Source organism: Flavobacterium sp. RSB2_4_14, from assembly GCF_051547085.1.
GTDB lineage: Bacteria > Bacteroidota > Bacteroidia > Flavobacteriales > Flavobacteriaceae > Flavobacterium.
Genome location: NZ_JBPTTL010000007.1, coordinates 104,437 through 124,155, shown reverse-complemented (window position 1 = coordinate 124,155; position 19,719 = coordinate 104,437). Strand labels below are relative to the sequence as shown.

Here is a 19,719-nt window from a genome sequence, read left to right as displayed (position 1 = left end):
GAATTCCTTTGCAAAGCATCCATAAACAATAACTATAAAATATGATACTAAACAAAATAATTATTCATGAATTAAAAAAGGAAAGCGAAAGTAATCAAGTAGATTTAATACTTTCTGAAGAATTAATACCAAATAATCCAGAATCAACAGCATTAATTACAGCTCTTTCTGATAGTTATAAAAGTGATAGAATTTTATATGCTGTATTTGATGATTCTGAAGGTAAATATTTTCCGGAAAAATTTCATGAATATAGAGAAACGCATAGAAATAATGATGATTTCATTACGTTCACAAGATTAGTTATTGGCAATTTAGTTGGATTGATACAACCAATAACTTTTGCAACTGGTGGTTATTTTGTTTTTGCAGAGTATGTTGACAATGGTTATAATTTTGTTTCTGTTTTTTTAATTCGTGATGTTGAAGGAAAGATTTTGAGTAAAACAGCAAATTCTTTTTCTATACAAACCGTTGAATATGTTGATACCAAAAATTTGGCAATGGCTTGTCGAATAAATGAAAATAGAATAGATGTAGATGAAATAAATTATTTATCATTTACACAGTTAAGACAGCAAGAAGTTTCTGAATACTTTAAAAATTGGATTTCTATAGAGCAACTTGAATCAAGCAGTGATTATACAAAATCTCTTTACGAAATTGTTACACAAATTCAACCTCCTATTAATGCAGACACAAATATACCTTATGAGATTGATACGTTTAGAAGCTTAGTTTACAATTATACATCAAGCAGTCCAACTGATTCAGTAAACATAAGAGATTTAAGCATGCATTTTTATCAAAATGAAAATACAATTTCAGACTTTGCAAACAACAATAATATTTCTATTGACACAGAATTCAGATTTAACAAAAGACAATTAAAAAAATTCATTAAACTTGAAGTAAATAGAGATGGTATTAATTTAAAATTTAATCGTGGGGTTTTAAATGAAAAAATCAGATTATCACCAGATAACCCAAACCTTGTAATAATTGAATCTCAAAGTTTTGCGAATGCTCTAAGAAATGAAATTGAAAACAACTAATGTTAGAAATTCATAAAAAAATATTTGAACTTTTTAATCAAACTGGCTTTGAAATTAAGGCTGATAAGATTGATTTTCGATTTTCTGAGAAAGTTGAAAGTCAATTGCAAGATTTAGAAATAGAATACGAGAAAATTAGAGAGGAAATATTAAGTGTTGAAAAAGAAAATTTACCATTAAAAATTTATAATGATTTTACTTCATACTTAAAGCTCTCAGAAGTAAATGATAACTTGAATGTTTTAATTTTGAATCATGCAGGTTTGCCTTATTCTTTGATTAGTGAAACAACCTATATTAATTTTGAAGAAAACGCAGAAAATTATTTTTTTAAAAATACAATTTCATTTTTCACCTTTATAGATTTCTTGAAAACTCAAGAAATAGACACTGAAGAAGCTTTTCATTTTGTAGACTATCTAAATGATGTTTCTAGAAAAATTGTTTTTACAAGTTTAACTGATAAAGGCAGATTAATAATTAAGTATCATAATGAAATCAACCATTTCAACGAAAATTTTAATATAACCAAATCTCTAGAAAACTTTATGAATTGTTTTGCTGAGCAAAACAATCATTTACCAAAATTTTTAAAAAGTTCAATTATTGAATATGCATCAAGATATGAAGTAAATAACAGAATTTATAAAGTTTTTGAAGAATTAAATGATATTACAAATAGCGCAAAAATAAATTTTGAAATATATTTAAATAACTTATCCATTGATCAAATAAGAAAAGAATATGATGAGTATAAATCGAAATACTTCAAAGAAGTTTCAGAAATTCTAAATAATTTAACTCAAAAGATTATTGGATTTCCAATACTTATAGCAACCACTCTATTTGCAATTGAGAAAGTTAAAGAAAGCCCATTATTTCTTATACTTTTAATTATAGTAATTTTGATTACAAACGTATATTTGGTTCTATTACTTAAAATTAATTTTAATGACTTATCATACATTGATACAATATCAAATCAAGATTTTAAAACATTAAAAGAGAATAATTTCTTTACAAAGCATCCAACTGAATTAGAAATTTTTACAAAAATTAAATCACGGATAATATCGAGAATTAAACACCTAGCAATTATTACCGAATCTTATTTTTGGATTTTAGGCATAACAAATATTGCGATTATTGGTTTAATATTATTGTATCTGAAATTAAACTACACACAAATATTTATGATTTCAATTGTTTTGCTTTTCACTTTAGCAATGTCTAGAAATTATATTTTGAACGATATTGAAAACAAAAGTGTATCATAAGTAATATTCCCCGCTAACGCAAACATCATGATGGTGCCGATAATGTTATAAATTACAAAATGTGATGCTTGTACAAGCGTAGTAGTAAGACTTGGATTTCCACACCTGACAGGTTTTTAAAACCTGTCAGGTGTGGAAAATAAATTAATATGAAATAAATTAATCTCCCAGCTAATGCGAGCGTCTTGCTGGTAGCAGTAACGGGTTATTTTAACTGAACTAAAAATAAACTATATATTATGATTGGAGCAGCATTACTATTTATAGTACTAGGAATTTTAATTAAATATGGCAAAATGTATTTTTTAATTGCCGGTTACAACACGCTTTCCAAAGAAGAAAAAGAAAAATTTGACATCAAAGGCATAGCCACTGTTTTTCGGAATACGATGTTTGGCATGGCGGGATGTATTATATTGGGGTACTTTATGGCTCAAAAATTTGAAAATCAAGATATAGATTTCATTATGTTTATAGTAGCCATGGTAGTAGGAATTCCTTATTTGCTTATAACGACAAATTCAAAAAAGTATAAGGTATAAAAATACACTTGATAGGTTTTAAAAAGCTGTATAACAAAACACCTGACAGGTGTGGAAAACCTGTCAGGTGTGGAAAATGAATTAATATGCAACACATTATCCCTCTAGAAAATGGAAAGTATTATCACATTTACAATCGTGGTATCAATAGCGACATTCTTTTTAAGGAAAATGACAACTACAATTATTTCCTAAAATTATATGAAACACACATTGACCCGATTGGTGAAACTTTTGCTTGGTGCTTAATGAAAAACCATTTTCATTTTTTGATACGTATCAAAGAAATTGAAGAAATTAATACAGAAATTAAAATTCAACCCTCGCAATCTTTTTCAAATTTATTTAACGCATATACCAAAGCATATAATAAAAAGTATAATCGACATGGTGCCCTTTTTGAGAGACCATTCAGAAGAAAATGTGTAAATTATGATACCTATTTTCAAAATCTTATCGTCTATATACATAATAATCCTGTACATCATGCTATCTGTGAACATCCATTAGAATATGCATGGAGTTCTTATTCGAGTTGCCTTTCGGATAAACCAACAAAGTTAAAACGTCAAGAAATAATTGAAATGTTTGATGATGTAGAAAATTTTAAATATGCGCATCAATCGCAAAAATTTACTACGACGGAGTCGTTTTTAGGAGAATAACTACACCTGACAGGTTTTCAAAACCTGTCAGGTGTGAAAACCATTATTTTTCCAAAAGCACTTCCCCGTTTCACGAGAAATAAAATTTGAAGGAGTTAATCTTTCGCATCTTAATTGTGACTAGAAATAAACACCTGACAGGTTATTAAAACCTGTCAGGTGTGAAAACCATTATTTTTCCAAAAGCACTTCCCCGTTTCACGAGAAATGAAATTTGAAGGAGTTAATCTTTCGCGTCTTAGTTGTGACTAGATATAAACACCTGTCAGGTTTTCAAAACCTGTCAGGTGTGGAACTAGATGTAAAACCATTACTTATCCAACACTTCCAAAAGCACTTCGCTTTCCGTAGCGTTAGGCATGGTGATTTTTAGTTTCTGTGCCAGCGTTGGGGCTATTTGTGTGATTTCTTTTTTAGCGTGGGTTTCGCCTTTGTTGATATTCCAACCGTAGAAAATAAGCGGCACATGAGTATCATAACTATAAGTTGTCCCGTGGGATGTTCCCGTTGGGCCATATTCTATATAACCGGGTTTATCAAGAATAATCAAATCGCCGTTTTGGGTTACATCATATCCTTTGGCTATAAAATTCAAATAGTAATCACTGCCTGAACTGGTCAGAATTTCTTCTTCAGTATAAACTCTCTTTACATAGTTTTGTGTCATCAAGAAGTCTTTGAACGACTGTTTTACTTTGGCTAACTCCAACCCTTTTGTCTTGATAATTTCTTTGTTGAAGAATAGGTTAAAACTTCCGTAATTGAGCACCAAATCTTCCCCAAAAGTATCAGTAGAGAATTTTTTTAAAGAGGCTCTGATTTCCTTAGGTTCAATATTAGTCACTTCATATTTGTTGTCTTTTAAATATTGTGCATTTTCCGCACCAGCATGATCGGCAGTTAAGAAAACCAAATAATTTCCTTTGCCTACAGTTTTATCCAAATAGTTTAGAAAGTCGGCAATGGTATTATCCAAACGGAGGTACGTGTCTTGCAATTCCATAGAACGTGGCCCAAGGATGTGCCCAACATAATCAGGTGAAGAGAAACTAACCGCTAGAAAATCAGTGATATTGTCTTTTCCTAGTTGTTCTTTTTCGATGGCTAGTTTGGCAAAATCGTTTATATAATCGTTGCCAAAAGGTGTTACTCGTAAAACTCCGGCATCGTTTTTATTATACATCGCTTTCAAGTCATACGGAAAAACAGGTTTGTCCACTTTATACAACTTGCCTTCATACTTGTTGTCATCGGGCATGCTTTCGTTGTAGGTAGCCAAAGGTTTTGATAAATCCCAACCTTGGCTGATGTATTTCATATACCCTTTTTGGGCATTAAATTCGGTTACCCAACTTGGCAAAGCATCGCCATAAAAAGTACTGGAAATAAAACTGCCTGTTTTGCTATACCAAAAAGCCCAATTGGCAAAATGTCCCGCAGGAAGAATTGCTCCTCTATCTTTGATACTGATGCCAATTACTTTTCCTTTGAAATTGGTAGACAATCGTAATTCGTCGGTAATGGTAGTGGTTTGTAAATTTTTGGGAGACATTTCACCTTCGTCTTTTTTGCCATCGCCTATGGTTTGTACTGAAGCATCGTCGGTGCAATACACTTCTTTCCCAGCGGTTCTGCTAAACCATTCATTGCTCACAATGCCGTGCATAGATGGCGTTGTTCCGGTATAAATGGATGCATGTCCTGGCGCGGTGTAGGTTGGCATATAATTATAATGCATGTTGTGAAACGTGTACCCTTCATTCATCAATCGCTTGAATCCGTTTTCGGAGAAATCGTCGTGAAAACGGTATAGGTATTCCATTTTCATTTGATCGACTACAATGCCGACAACCAGTTTTGGGCGTTGCTGGGCTACTAAAGATAAAGTAAAGAATAAGAAAAATAAAGGAAGAGACTTTTTCATAACAAATGATTTTGAATATTTGTTTGGTTGGATTTTTTTTAAACACATAGAGACATAGTTTTTTTGATATTGTGAAGGCGTTACACTTTAGTATAGAAATCATAAGCTATATGAACCATAAATGGTCTATATAATCCTATTTTTCTATGTTTCTATGTGTTTATTTTTTTAAATTGTAATTTGAATACAAAAGTACTAATTCAAATCAAATGTTCTTATAAAAAACAAATGCATACCAACTACTGTATGCATTTGAAAAAAATCACAACTATTAAACAACTCTCATAAAAAACTATTTCAAAATCATAAACGTACATCTACGGTTAGTGGCATGCTCTTGCTCGGTACAATCGTTTTTAGGACAAATAATTAATGGTTTCGACTCACCATAACCAACAGAGGTTAATCGTTTTCTAGGAATTCCATTTTGCACTAAATATTCTAAGGCAGAAGCAGCTCTTTTATTGGACAATCTCAAATTATACATTTCAGAGGCACGAGTATCGGTGTGCGACCCAATTTGAATTTCCATGTATGGGTATTTTTTCAAAAGACCAACTAATACATCCAACACTTGAGCGGCTTGTGGTTTGATATTCCATTTATCCAAATCGAAATAAATATTTTCTAATTCAATAAGTACGGTTCCATCCTCTTTCTTATTAATGATATCTTCAGCATCATAATAAGACTCTACTTTCATTTGTAAATCGATGTATACTTTTCCTTTTACGCTGGTATCAAACTCGGCTTCGGCAGGAATGTAAAAATCTTTGAAAGCCATTATTTTGTATTTCTTGTTAGGTTCGGTATTGAAAACAAAGTCTCCATCTTTGCCTACTAAAACTTCTTCAAGTAATTCGCCTTTATCATTATACAATTTTACGGTTGCGCCAGGTAAAAGCTCTAAAGATTTCATATCTCTTACTTCGCCTTCTACTAAGTATTGTAGTTTGTTATCTTCTTTAATAAAAGTGTATAAGTTATCATCACCCGTTCTGTTGGAAGCAAAATATCCTTTATCATTTTTTTCATCAAGAATAAAATTAAAGTCATCCATTTCGCTATTGATAGTGGAACCTAAATTCAATGGTTTATCAAATTCATTTTCACTTAATTTCAAACTCATGAAAATATCTAAATTCCCATTGCCTTGGTGTCCATCAGAGGCAAAATAAAGCGTTCCATCTTCTGTTAGAAAAGGGAATTGTTCGCGGTGAATAGTGTTTATAGTTTCACCTAAATTTCGTGGTTGACTAAAAGTTCCGTCTTGCAAAATATCGACAACAAAAATATCCATAGAACCAAGAGTTCCTTTCATATCGCTGGCAAAATAAAGTTTCTTACCGTCTTTGGTCAAGAATGGATGTTCTACAGAATATTCATCGCTAGAAAAAGGAAGCATGGTAACATTTGTCCATTTGCCTTCTTTGAATTCTGCTTTAAATATTTTAACAGTAGCTATTCTTTCTTCACCAATTTTTACTTGTTTATCGCCAGTTCTGTTGAAATACATAGTTTTCCCGTCGGCACTAAACGTAGCGTTACTTTCGTGATTTTTGGTATTTATAATTTCTGGAAATGGTTCGACTTTTTCTAATTGTCCTTTATCATTTACCGTGGCAGAAAACAAGTCGAGATAAGGTCTTTCATTCCAACCATAGGCTTTGCTTTCGGCATTTCGAACAGAGGCAAAAACTACTTTATCGCCAAAGAAAGAAATACCAAAATCGCCGTTGGTTTTATTCTTGGACATCATTTCTAATTTGAAACTGTCTGGGATATTTCGAGTAACGTTTTTCATGAATTTAGGTGTGTTCTGTTCAAAACCTAAATACTCAGACATAATAGCATCGCCTTTATCAAAATCTTTAATTCCTTTCAATGCGCTGGCATATCTATAATAAACTTCTTTATCAAGACTGTCTTTGTAGGTAAAAAATAATTGCCCATAGGCACGAACTGCATTATTCATTTGAAAGTTGTAATAATAACAATCGCCAAGATTTTGTAAAACTTCTTTCGATTGTCCCAGTTGCTCATAACCAGCTGCCGCTTTGACATATGCTTTTTTTGCAAACAAACCATTGGCTTGTTTTACCGTTACCTTTTTTTGGGCAAAAAGAGTGGTGATACTACAAAAAATAAAAAGTATGTATAGAATTTTTTTCATCATTTCCATTTTAAAAGAATCGTGGTGATTTATCATACCCTTTTCCAGAAAGTCGACCTAAATCTAAATCGAACAAAATAAATAACTCATGCGAACCCGTGTTAAAATTTCTTAGGTTGGTGAGTGTGTAATCATAGGCATATCCTATTCTCAGTGATGGTGTCACATATAAACTAGCCAAACCACTCACTGAATCTCCAATTCTGTATCCAATACCTGCTTCGAATTTGTTGTTAAATAAAACATTGGCGGTTACATCTAACGAAATTGGCGCTCCAGAAACTCCTTTGGCCATAAAAGCAGGTTTGACTTTTAAATTATCATTTCCATTAATGGTAAAAACATAACCACTTGTTAGGAAAAAATGAACTGCCTCTACACCTGTTGTTGTAATTCCGTTAGTATTTTCAATGTGCTTAGTCGTTAATAAATTTGGCGCAGAGAAACCAACATAATAATTGGGACCAAACAAATAAGTTCCTGCTCCAATGTTTGGAAAAACTTGACTTAAATTATTTTGAAATGCAGGATCGGGTAATGGATCAGTATATTGGAATCCGTTAAAATTGGTATCAAAAAGTGTAACACCACCTTTTACTCCAAATGATAATCGTGTCTCTTCGGAAAGTTGTAATACATAAGCAAAATCAACATAAATGTTATTTTCATTCACCACATCTCCAATCTCATCATGAACGAATGAAATTCCCATTTCTACTTTTTTGGATAAGGGTTTGTGGGCAAAAAAGGACTGCGTAGTTGGTGCTCCTGTTACCCCAACCCATTGTGCTCTATAAAAACCACCCATATTAATAATATCTGGAGTTTCAGTAGCATATGCAGGATTAATAACACTCATATTATACATATAATGTGTGAACTGCGGATCTTGTTGAGCATGCAACAAGAAAGAGCAGAATACAAGAAGTATTGCTGAAAAATATTTTATTTTATGTTTCATAAATGTACCCATTTCTGCTTTATCTATTTAGATATACTCTACCTTGAACGTCTTTTCTTGTTCCATCATTGAAATACAGAATATAGAAATAAACTCCTGTAGGTAATAAATTGTTACCTAAAGTAACTCCACCTGCGGTAGCTGTTCCATCCCAATTTGGTTTGTTTTTATTTCCTGTATAAATTAAACTTCCATAACGGTTATAGATTTCTAATTTGAAATTTGGATATAATAGTGCCAAGTTTGGTATTTCGAATGTGTCGTTAATTCCATCATTGTTAGGAGAAAATCCATCTGGAATAAATATATCACACACAGTTAAATCAACAGTAACAGCAAGACGAAGGCTTTCACAACCATTAGCAGAAACTACAGCTGCATAATATGTTGTTCCATTGATTAATAAATCAGATGGATTGTATGCTGTTCCTCCTGTTAATGCATCGTACCAAATTACATTCGGAGTTCCAACAATATTTGCTGATAAGTCGGCAATAGTTGGTGCAGGAACATTGGTTCCGCAGAAAAGATTTCCTCTATCATTCAACACTGGCGCTGGGTCTGATACGACATTGAAATTACCTGTAAGTGCACCTGCTCCAGTTATTCCACAAGTATTGCTTGTAGAAGTTAGGGCAGTGATTTGAATTGTTGTTTGTCCATTATTTACTATGCTAACGCCAGGAATAGTAAATGTTGTTCCGCCGTTTGTAAACGTTACCGAAATAGTCGCCGTTCCTGAATTTGCACCTGACAACAAGTATGTTAATGAATAAGTTCCATCAGGTAAATTACTAATTCCGGCTATGGTAACATTACTATCAGAATTAGGACAAGTATCCTGTGCTGAAACTGTGGCTCCTGTTGTACTTGGAATCGGATTAATAGTGAAATTAACGGTTGCATTTTCATTTGAATTGGTACAACCAGTTGTTGCTATAATTCCAATAACTGTTAACGTATAATTTCCTGCAGTAGTAAACACAGAAGAAGGAATTGAAAACTGTCCAACACCTGCTGTTATGGTAACATCTCCTGAATTTCCTGTCGTAGGTGTTGCACCAGGTATGGAATAATTAAATTGATAAACACCATCAGGAAGATTGGTAGCGTTTGTAATATTGACAAGTATATTATTTCCGAAACAAACGGATGGAACACTTAAATTCGTAGCATCAATATCAGCAAGTGGTCTAACTATTATTTGTTTGGCAACATTTACAATTGTATTAGCACAATTACTTACTGTATTAATAATATTAGTAAAAGAAATAACTGTTGTTCCAACATTAGGAAGCGAAGCACTTGGAACTGTAAAACTTCCAATTCCAGCAGCGATAGTTACGGTTACTGATTGACCTGCTAATGTGTTACTACCTGATAAATCATAATTCAAAGTATAAACGCCATCAGCCATTCCATTTAAATTAACAACTGCAGATGAACCAATACAAGCTGGAGATGTTGAAACATTAATCGAAGTTAACTGTGGATTTGGTAAAATTGTAAATTGAACAACCTCTGTATCTGTTCCACAAGAATTTGTAACTGTGTAAGTATAACTGTAGGTTGCTGGTGCAAAACTGATAATTGTTAATGGAGAAGTAACTACCGTAGAGCTGCTATCTGTCCAAACCCCATTAGCATCTTCTCCATTCAATAAAGAATTCAAATCTAAAACTCCCGTTGATGGACAAATAGAAACTATTCCAGAAAATGTTCCAGCATTTGGCAAAGAATTCACAATTACTGTAACCGTTGAAGTGGCATTAGCACATGGTGAAGTTCCTATAACTGTGTATGTAAATTGATAAGTTCCTACTCCAACAGTTGATGGATTGAAAATTGAACCTGATAAAGCGCCAGTTGCATTATTATCATTCCAAGTTCCGATACCTTGCGTACCATCTAATCCAGTTGCCAAATCTAATGAAGTTGTATTTGAACACGTATTCAAAGTTTGTCCAATTCCTCCAGCATTTGGAGCTGGAATTACTGAAACATTTACAGTAGCCGAAACGGAACCACAAGTAGCTGAAGTTACGGTATAAGTATAAGTATTTGAAGTATCAACTGCAGGATTAAATAAACCAGAACCACTAGCTAGTGCAGGTGACCAAGTTCCCCCTGTTTCTGCATTTGGACCTAATAATAAAAACAAATCTTGAGAAGTGTCATTCGAACATAATGTTAAAGTACTGTTGTTTCCTGCATTTGGCAAAGAATTTACAATTACTGTTACCGTTGAAGTAGCATTTGCACATGGTGAAGTTCCTATTACTGTGTATGTAAATTGATACGTTCCAACTCCAACTGCAGATGGATTGAAAATTGAACCTGTCAAAGCACCAGTTGCATTGTTATCATTCCAAGTTCCAATACCTTGCGTACCATCTAATCCAGTTGCCAAATCTAATGCTGTTATATTTGAACACGTATTTAAAGTTTGTCCAATTCCTCCAGCATTTGGCGCTGGAATTACTGAAACATTTACGGTAGCCGAAACAGAACCACAAGTAGCTGAAGTTACAGTATAAGTATAAGTATTTGAAGTATCAACTGCAGGATTAAATAAACCAGAACCACTAGCTAGTGCAGGTGACCAAGTTCCCCCTGTTTCTGCATTTGGACCTAATAATAAAAATAAATCTTGAGAAGAGTCATTCGAACATAACGATAAAGAATTATTGTTTCCTGCATTTGGCAAAGAATTTACAATTACTGTAACCGTCGAAGTAGCATTCGTACATGGTGAAGTTCCAATGACAGTATATGTAAATTGATACGTTCCTACACCAACTGCCGAAGGATTGAAAATTGAACCCGTCAAAGCACCCGTTGCATTATTATCATTCCAAGTTCCGATACCTTGACTTCCGTCTAAGCCTGTAAACAAGTCTAATGCTATTATATTTGAACACGTATCCAAAGTTTGACCTATACCACCCGAACTTGGTGCTGAAGTTATAGAAACAACTACCTCAGCTGTAGCTGTTGAACACAAACCACCACCGATTGTATAAGTATAGGTTTGGGCAATATCTATTGAAGGGTCAAAAACTCCTGTTCCACTTGATAATGCTGGTGACCATGTACCACCTGTTTGTGCATTTGGACCTAATAATAAAAATAAATCTTGTGAAGGACTATTGGAACATAATGTTAATGCACTATCATTTCCTGCATTAGGAATTGGATTTACCACCACAGAAACTACAGCAGAATCGTTATCACAAGGTTGTGATCCTGTTAGCGAATAAGTATAACTTCCCTGTAAATCAACAGCTGGATTAAAGACGCCTGTTCCACTTGCTAAAGCTGGAGACCAAACTCCACCAGGTTGAGCATTTGGTCCTAACAATAAAAATAAATCTTGGCTTGGACTATTAGTACAAAGTGTAATTGAATTATCGGTTCCTGCTTCTGGTCCAGGAATAACTGTAACCGTAATTGTTGCAGTATCATTTATACAAGGTGCAATTCCAGTTACTGTATAAGTATATACTCCTGAAACATCAACTGAAGGATTAAACAAACCTGTTCCACTTGCTAAAGCTGGAGACCATGTACCACCAGTTTGAGGTGTACCTAACAATGAAGCAAATAAGTCTACAGCATTTTGATTAGAACATATATTTAATGTATTGTCATTTCCAGCATCTGGAACTGGATTTAATATAACTTGAACTGATGCTGAAGAAGATAAACATGGAGCTGTACCTGCAATTGTATAGGTATATGTTCCTGAAACATCAACTGCTGGATTAAAAATTCCTGTACCACTGGCTAACGGTGGCGACCATGTTCCTCCAGCTTGAGCGTTTGGTCCTAATAATGAAAACAAATCAACAGATGGACTTAAAACACAAACATTAAGATTTGAGTCTGTCCCTGCGACTGGTGGCTGAATGACTGTTAACGTCACACTACTTGTTTGAGTATTGATACAACTTGGCGAACCCGAAGTGGCTACACTCAGAATATCGATAGTAGTATCAGCTATATAAGTATTTGACAGTGTTGCCGAGCCACTTGAATCTAATAGTATCGTTTGGTTAGCACCACCATTGATGGAATAAGTTACTGTAGCATTCGGTGTACCAGTAAAAGTTAGAGTTGAACTTGTATTGGCACAAATTGTTGCTGGATTGAAACTAGCCGTAGCCGTTGGTTCAATTACTGTTAATGTTACTGTAGTTCCTAATGCTTTGGTACAACTTGGATTGCCCGCAGTAGTTATGCTTACTAAGGTTACTGTAGTATTTGCAGCAAAAGTGCCAACTAAGCTTTCTATTCCCGTTGAATCGAATGTTATGGTTTGTTCTGCACCTCCATCTAAGTTAAAAGTCACTGTGGCATTTGGCGTTCCGGTAAAAGTCAATGTGGAACTTGTGTTAGCACAAATTGTGGCTGGATTGAAACTAGCCGTAGCTGTTGGGTCAAGAACAGTAAGAGTAACTGTAGTTCCTAATACTTTGGTACAACTTGGAGTGCCTGCAGTAGTTATGCTTACTAAAGTTACGGTAGTATTCGCAGCAAAAGTACCAACTAAAGTTTCTATTCCCGTTGAATCAAATGTTATCGTTTGATCTGCACCTCCATCTAAGTTAAAAGTCACTGTGGCATTTGGCGTTCCGGTAAAAGTCAATGTGGAACTTGTATTCGCACAAATTGTTGCTAGATTGAAACTAGCCGTAGCTGTTGGGTCAAGAACAGTAAGAGTAACTGTAGTTCCTAATGCTTTGGTACAACTTGGAGTGCCTGCAGTAGTTATGCTTACTAAAGTTACTGTAGTATTTGCAGCAAAAGTGCCAACTAAGTTTTCTATTCCCGTTGAGTCAAATGTTATTGTTTGTTCTGCACCTCCATCTAAGTTAAAAGTCACTGTGGCATTTGGCGTTCCGGTAAAAGTCAATGTGGAACTTGTGTTAGCACAAATTGTTGCTGGATTGAAACTAGCCGTAGCCGTTGGGTCAATTACTGTTAATGTTACTGTAGTGCCTAATACTTTGGTACAACTTGGATTACCTGCAGTAGTTATGCTTACTAAAGTTACTGTAGTATTTGCAGCAAAAGTGCCAACTAAGCTTTCTATTCCCGTTGAATCGAATGTTATGGTTTGTTCTGCACCTCCATCTAAGTTAAAAGTCACTGTGGCATTTGGCGTTCCCGTAAAAGTTAGTGTGGAACTTGTATTGGCGCAAATTGTTGCAGGATTGAAACTAGCTGTTGCCGTTGGGTCAATTATTGTTAATATTACTGTAGTGTCTAATGCTTTGGTACAACTTGGAGTGCCTGCAGTGGTTACACTTACTAAAGTTACTGTGGTGTTTACTGTATACGTTCCTGCTAATGTCGCTGTACCAGATGCGTTTAAGTTTATGGTTTGGTTTGCTCCACCATTGATAGAATAAGTAACCGTAGCATTTGGTGTTCCTGTAAATGTTAACGTGGAACTTGTATTAGTACAAATCGTTGCAGGATTGAAACTCGCTGTAGCCGTCGGGTCAAGAATCGTAAGGGTAATGGTAGTGCCTAATGCTTTGGTACAACTTGGATTGCCTGCAGTGGTTATACTTACTAAAGTTACTGTAGTGTTTACAGTATACGTTCCTACTAATGTGGCTGTACCAGATGCGTTTAAGGTGATAGTTTGGTTTGCCCCACCATTGATGGAATAAGTTACTGTAGCATTTGGCGTTCCTGTAAAAGTTAACGTGGAACTTGCGTTAGCACAAATCGTTACTGGATTGAAAGCTGCTGTGGCAGTTGGGTCAATTACGGTTAATGTTACTGTAGTGCCTAATAATTTGGTACAACTTGGAGTGCCTGCAGTAGTTACACTTACTAAAGTTACTGTGGTGTTTACTGTATACGTTCCTACTAATGTCGCTGTGCCAGAAGCGTTTAAGGTTATGGTTTGGTTTGCTCCACCGTTTATTGAATAAGTTACTGTAGCATTTGGTGTTCCTGTAAAGGTTAAAGTGGAACTTGTGTCAGCACAAATCGTTGCTGGATTAAAACTCGCTGTAGCTGTTGGATCAATTACCGTAAGGATAACGGTAGTACTTAATACTTTGGTACAACTTGGATTACCTGCAGTAGTTATGCTTACTAAAGTTACTGTCGTGTTTACCGCATACGTTCCTGCTAATGTTGCTGTCCCAGATGCGTTTAAGGTGATGGTTTGGTTTGCTCCACCATTGATGGTATAAGTTACTGTGGCATTTGGGGTTCCAGTAAAGGTTAAAGTAGAACTTGTGTTAGCACAAATCGTTGCTGGATTGAAACTCGCTGTAGCCGTCGGGTCAAGAATGGTAAGATTAACTGTAGTATCTAGCACTTTGGTACAACTTGGAGTGCCTGCAGTAGTTATGCTTACTAAAGTTACTGTAGTGTTTACAGTATACGTTCCTGCTAATGTCGCTGTGCCAGACGCGTTTAAGGTTATGGTTTGGTTTGCTCCACCATTGATGGAATAAGTTACTGTGGCATTTGGTGTGCCGGTAAAGGTTAATGTGGAACTTGTGTTAGCACAAATCGTTGCAGGATTGAAACTCGCTGTAGCCGTTGGGTCAATTACTGTTAATGTTACTGTAGTTCCTAATGCTTTGGTACAACTTGGATTGCCTGCAGTGGTTATACTTACTAAAGTTACTGTCGTGTTTACTATATACGTTCCTGCTAATGTGGCTGTACCTGATGCATTTAAGATGATAGTTTGGTTTGCTCCGCCATTGATGGAATAAGTTACTGTAGCATTTGGCGTTCCCGTAAAGGTTAGCGTGGAACTTGTGTTAGCACAAATCGTTGCAGGATTGAAACTCGCTGTAGCCGTCGGGTCAAGAATGGTAAGAGTAACGGTAGTGCCAAATAATTTAGTACAACTTGGATTACCTGCGGTGGTCACACTTACTAAAGTTACTGTCGTGTTTACTGTATACGTTCCAACTAATGTTGCTGTCCCAGATGCGTTTAAGGTGATAGTTTGGTTTGCTCCACCATTGATGGAATAAGTTACTGTGGCATTTGGCGTACCGGTAAAGGTTAATGTGGAACTTGTGTTGGCACAAATCGTTGCTGGACTGAAACTCGCTGTAGTCGTTGGGTCAAGAATGGTAAGAGTAACGGTAGTTCCTAATAATTTGGTACAACTTGGATTACCTGCAGTGGTTACACTTACTAAAGATACTGTCGTGTTTACTGTATACGTTCCTACTAATGTCGCTGTGCCAGATGCGTTTAAGGTTATGGTTTGGTTTGCTCCACCGTTTATTGAATAAGTTACTGTAGCATTTGGTGTTCCTGTGAAAGTTAACGTGGAACTTGTGTTAGCACAAATCGTTACTGGATTGAAAGCTGCTGTTGCCGTTGGGTCAATTACTGTTAATGCAACTGTGGTTCCTAATAATTTAGTACAACTTGGATTATCTGCGGTGGTTACACTTACTAAAGTTACTGTGGTGTTTACTGTATACGTTCCTGCTAATGTCGCTGTACCAGATGCGTTTAAGTTTATGGTTTGGTTTGCTCCACCGTTTATTGAATAAGTTACTGTAGCATTTGGTGTTCCTGTGAAAGTTAACGTGGAACTTGTGTTAGCACAAATCGTTACTGGATTGAAAGCTGCTGTGGCAGTTGGGTCAATTACTGTTAAAGTTACTGTAGTGCCTAATAATTTGGTACAACTTGGATTGCCTGCAGTGGTTACACTTACTAAAGTTACTGTCGTGTTTACTGTATACGTTCCTACTAATGTGGCTGAACCTGATGCGTTTAAGGTGATTGTTTGGTTTGCTCCACCATTGACAGAATAAGTAACCGTAGCATTTGGTGTTCCTGTAAATGTTAATGTGGAACTTGTATTAGCACAAATTGTTGCTGGATTGAAACTCGCTGTAGCTGTTGGGTCAATTACTGTTAATGTTACTGTAGTGCCTAATGCTTTGGTACAACTTGGAGTGCCTGCAGTAGTTACACTTACTAAAGTTACTGTGGTGTTTACTGTATACGTTCCTGCTAATGTCGCTGTGCCAGAAGCGTTTAAGGTTATGGTTTGGTTTGCTCCACCGTTTATTGAATAAGTTACTGTAGCATTTGGTGTTCCTGTAAAGGTTAAAGTGGAACTTGTGTTAGTACAAATCGTTGCTGGATTAAAACTCGCTGTAGCTGTTGGGTCAATTACAGTTAATGTTACTGTAGTTCCTAATAACCTAGTGCAAGTTGGATTGCCTGCAGTGGTTATGCTTACTAAAGTTACTGTTGTATTTACAGTATACGTTCCCACTAATGTTTCTATACCTGTCGAATCGAATGTTATAGTTTGATTTGCACCTCCATCTAAGTTAAAAGTTAGCGTGGCATTTGGTGTTCCAGTAAAAGTTAGCGTTGAACTTGTATTAGCACAAATTGTTGCAGGACTGAAACTCACCGTAGCAGTTGGCAAAGGTATTACTGTGATAGTTACATTACTTGTTTGGGGATTTGTGCAACTAGGTATAGTTGTACTTTCTATACTTACGATATTAATTGTCGTATTAGCTATATAAGTGTTTGATAGTGTTGCAATTCCTGAGCTATTTAATAGTATTGTCTGGTTTGAACCACCATTAATATTATAGGTAACAGTTGCATTTGGTGTACCAGTAAAAGTTACTGTGGCAGAAGTTCCTGAACAAATTGTTGTTGGACTTACCGATAAAATCACAGTCGGTAATGGGAGAATTGTAATGGTTACAGTAGATGTATCAGTGGCACATAAAGCTGAAGAAACCGTATATGTAAATACATATGGACTTCCTGCCAAAGTCATACTGGAAACATTTAATGTACCTTGAGAACCATTTGTTGTTGGAATTGGACCTGACCAAACTCCTGTGTTATCTGGCGATCCACCTAACAAACCAAACAAATCAAATGGAGCTGTTGATGAAATTTGATTTATACAAATTCCTCTATTACCATCTAATCCAGCATCATTTGGTTCGTATATATTAACTAAAACTTCTAATCTAGTACTACTCTCACATGGTGGATCAACTGTAGTAGCATAATAAAATTGTCCATTTACTAAAGGTATAGAAGGATCTAACGGAATACCAAAAGAAGAGGTTAAATACCAATTATTATTACCCGATGCAACTAAGTCGGCTACAGTTGGTGGGTTTCCTGTATTGTTACAAAATTCTTGAACTGCACTACCTGTTGGCGTAGGAACAAGTCCGACATTTACGAATAAAGTAAATCTTGATGTTTCACAACCTGTACCGGGATTCGTTTGACTAATATAATAAATAGTGTTATCATTCAGTATTGTAGTATTTGGTATAGGAGTACCACCTGTAGGAACAGTATACCACTTCAAGTTATTACCAGATATAACGAACTGAGGATTAAGCGGAGTTGCTAAGTTCAAATTAGTCACACAAACACCTTGAAAGTTTGCACCAGTTGGCGCTGAAAAAATTGTTACAACTACTCTTTGTCTAGAACCACAATTCCCTGTGGTATCATCAGCAAAATAATCTTCTCCATTAACTAGACTTACCGAGTTCAATAAAGCACTTCCACCTGTAGCATTTGCATACCATCTTATTCCTCCACCATTATCAATTGCAACTAAACTCCCAATTGTTGGTGATTGTGTATCACAAAAAGACTGTGCGGAATTTGATACTGTAGGACATTGAGAATAAACAATACTATTCTGCCCTATTAGTGCCAACATTAATACACAACAAAAAAAATATTTTTTGGCAAGAGTAGTTATTCTCATAAGCAGTTTAATTTATTTTAATTTAATTCCACAAAACATCGCCCCTCTTCATCTAAGAAAACAATTAAGCATTAACCTAAAATCTTTCAAAACAATTATAAATTCGTTGAAATAGGTCAAGTGAAATTATCACTACTATATTACTTATAATTTTTAGGATGTATTTTGACTTATTAAATTGTTATAAACAAAATAATAAACATTATTAACATCCTGTGTGCATTATAAATTTTACACAACTAAATGATATTAAATTAATTACAAAATAAATTAATGGAAAATTAAAGTTATTAATACTTTTTAGTATGGTTAGAAAATAAAAAAAATGTTAATAAGTTTGCCCTTAAACACAAACCTATTAACATCAAAATGCAAAATAAAATGAATTAAAAAATACTTTTATAAAATTCTTGTTTTACCATTTCAAATTCCGAAATCACCTCGTCAATGATTTCCTTTACTGATTTAATTTCATGAATTAATCCAGCAATTTGTCCGATTTCTAATTCACCTTCCTCTAAATCTCCTTCGAACATTCCCCGTTTAGCTCTTGCTCGACCTAAGAGTGTTTTCAATTCTTCTGTCGATGGACATTTGGCATACAATTCTTGCAGGTCATTGTAAAATTTATTCTTAATTAATCGAACTGGTGCTAATTCTTTTAAGGTTAACTGAGTATCACCTTCATTTGTATTAATTATGGTTTTTTTAAAATTATCATGTGAAGAACTTTCAAAGGATGCTGCAAAGCGTGATCCCATTTGAACTCCATCGGCTCCAAGAACCATCGCTGCCAACATTCCTCTGCCAGTAGCAATTCCGCCTGCAGCAATAAGCGGAATTTGTATTTGTTCTTTCACCATAGGAATTAAGGTAAAAGTCGTTGTTTCCTCTCTTCCATTATGTCCACCAGCTTCAAATCCTTCGGCTACAATTGCATCTACTCCAGCTTCTTGCGCTTTCAAAGCAAACTTTGAACTACTTACCACGTGAACAACAGTAATCCCTCTTTCTTTTAAATAGCTCGTCCAAGTCTTAGGATTTCCAGCCGAAGTAAAAACTATTTTTACTTCTTCCTCAACTATTATATTGATGATTTCCTCAATATTGGGATACAACATGGGAACATTAACGCCAAAAGGTTTATCAGTGGCTAACTTGCATTTTTGAATGTGTTCTCTCAAAACAGCTGGATACATTGAACCTGCACCGATTAATCCTAAACCTCCAGAATTACTTACAGCACTGGCTAACATATAACCACTATTCCAAATCATTCCTCCTTGAATAATGGGATATTTAATCTTAAAAAGTTGGGTGATTTTATTCATGTAGGCTGAATTGAAT

9 protein-coding genes are annotated in these 19,719 nt (G+C 35.0%); 4 read left to right on the top strand and 5 right to left on the bottom strand.

Going from position 1 to position 19,719, the window contains the following annotated elements; all coding sequences use genetic code 11:
- Positions 1 to 41 precede the first annotated feature (41 nt).
- From ACSVH2_RS12205 to ACSVH2_RS12190, 4 genes are all read left to right on the top strand, one after another.
- Positions 42 to 1,055: a nucleoid-associated protein gene (locus tag ACSVH2_RS12205; RefSeq protein ID WP_438093452.1), complete on the top strand. Its 1,014-nt coding sequence runs from the start codon at positions 42 to 44 to the stop codon at positions 1,053 to 1,055.
- Positions 1,055 to 2,332, top strand: a complete 1,278-nt coding sequence (locus ACSVH2_RS12200) for a hypothetical protein (RefSeq protein ID WP_438093451.1) — start codon at positions 1,055 to 1,057, stop codon at positions 2,330 to 2,332. The genes ACSVH2_RS12205 and ACSVH2_RS12200 overlap by 1 nt, the downstream gene beginning before the upstream one ends.
- Positions 2,333 to 2,571: 239 nt before the next feature.
- On the top strand, positions 2,572 to 2,874 hold the full coding sequence (locus tag ACSVH2_RS12195; RefSeq protein ID WP_438093450.1) for a DUF3784 domain-containing protein: 303 nt from the start codon (positions 2,572 to 2,574) through the stop codon (positions 2,872 to 2,874).
- Positions 2,875 to 2,960: 86 nt separating this feature from the next.
- Positions 2,961 to 3,539 (top strand): transposase, encoded by a 579-nt coding sequence (locus tag ACSVH2_RS12190; protein WP_438093449.1) that lies wholly within the window; start codon positions 2,961 to 2,963, stop codon positions 3,537 to 3,539.
- Positions 3,540 to 3,849: 310 nt separating this feature from the next.
- On the opposite strand, the gene pafA is transcribed toward ACSVH2_RS12190, so the two are convergent.
- The 5 genes from pafA to ACSVH2_RS12165 all read right to left on the bottom strand — a co-directional run bounded on the left by pafA (position 3,850) and on the right by ACSVH2_RS12165 (position 19,703).
- Positions 3,850 to 5,463, bottom strand: coding sequence for an alkaline phosphatase PafA (pafA, locus tag ACSVH2_RS12185; protein WP_438093448.1), 1,614 nt, complete (start codon positions 5,461 to 5,463; stop codon positions 3,850 to 3,852).
- A gap of 292 nt (positions 5,464 to 5,755) precedes the next feature.
- Positions 5,756 to 7,636 carry an OmpA family protein gene (locus tag ACSVH2_RS12180; RefSeq protein ID WP_438093447.1) on the bottom strand — a complete coding sequence of 627 codons (1,881 nt, stop codon included), beginning with the start codon at positions 7,634 to 7,636 and terminating at the stop codon, positions 5,756 to 5,758.
- Positions 7,637 to 7,646: 10 nt separating this feature from the next.
- Positions 7,647 to 8,597, bottom strand: a complete 951-nt coding sequence (locus tag ACSVH2_RS12175) for a PorP/SprF family type IX secretion system membrane protein (RefSeq protein ID WP_438093446.1) — start codon at positions 8,595 to 8,597, stop codon at positions 7,647 to 7,649.
- A 19-nt stretch (positions 8,598 to 8,616) separates the two neighbouring features.
- Entirely contained in the window at positions 8,617 to 18,372 is a 9,756-nt protein-coding gene (locus ACSVH2_RS12170) for a gliding motility-associated C-terminal domain-containing protein (RefSeq protein WP_438093445.1), read from the bottom strand.
- Between the two features lie 386 nt (positions 18,373 to 18,758).
- Complete coding sequence (locus tag ACSVH2_RS12165; RefSeq protein WP_438093444.1) at positions 18,759 to 19,703, bottom strand: NAD(P)H-dependent flavin oxidoreductase; 945 nt, start codon at positions 19,701 to 19,703, stop codon at positions 18,759 to 18,761.
- Positions 19,704 to 19,719: the final 16 nt, after the last annotated feature.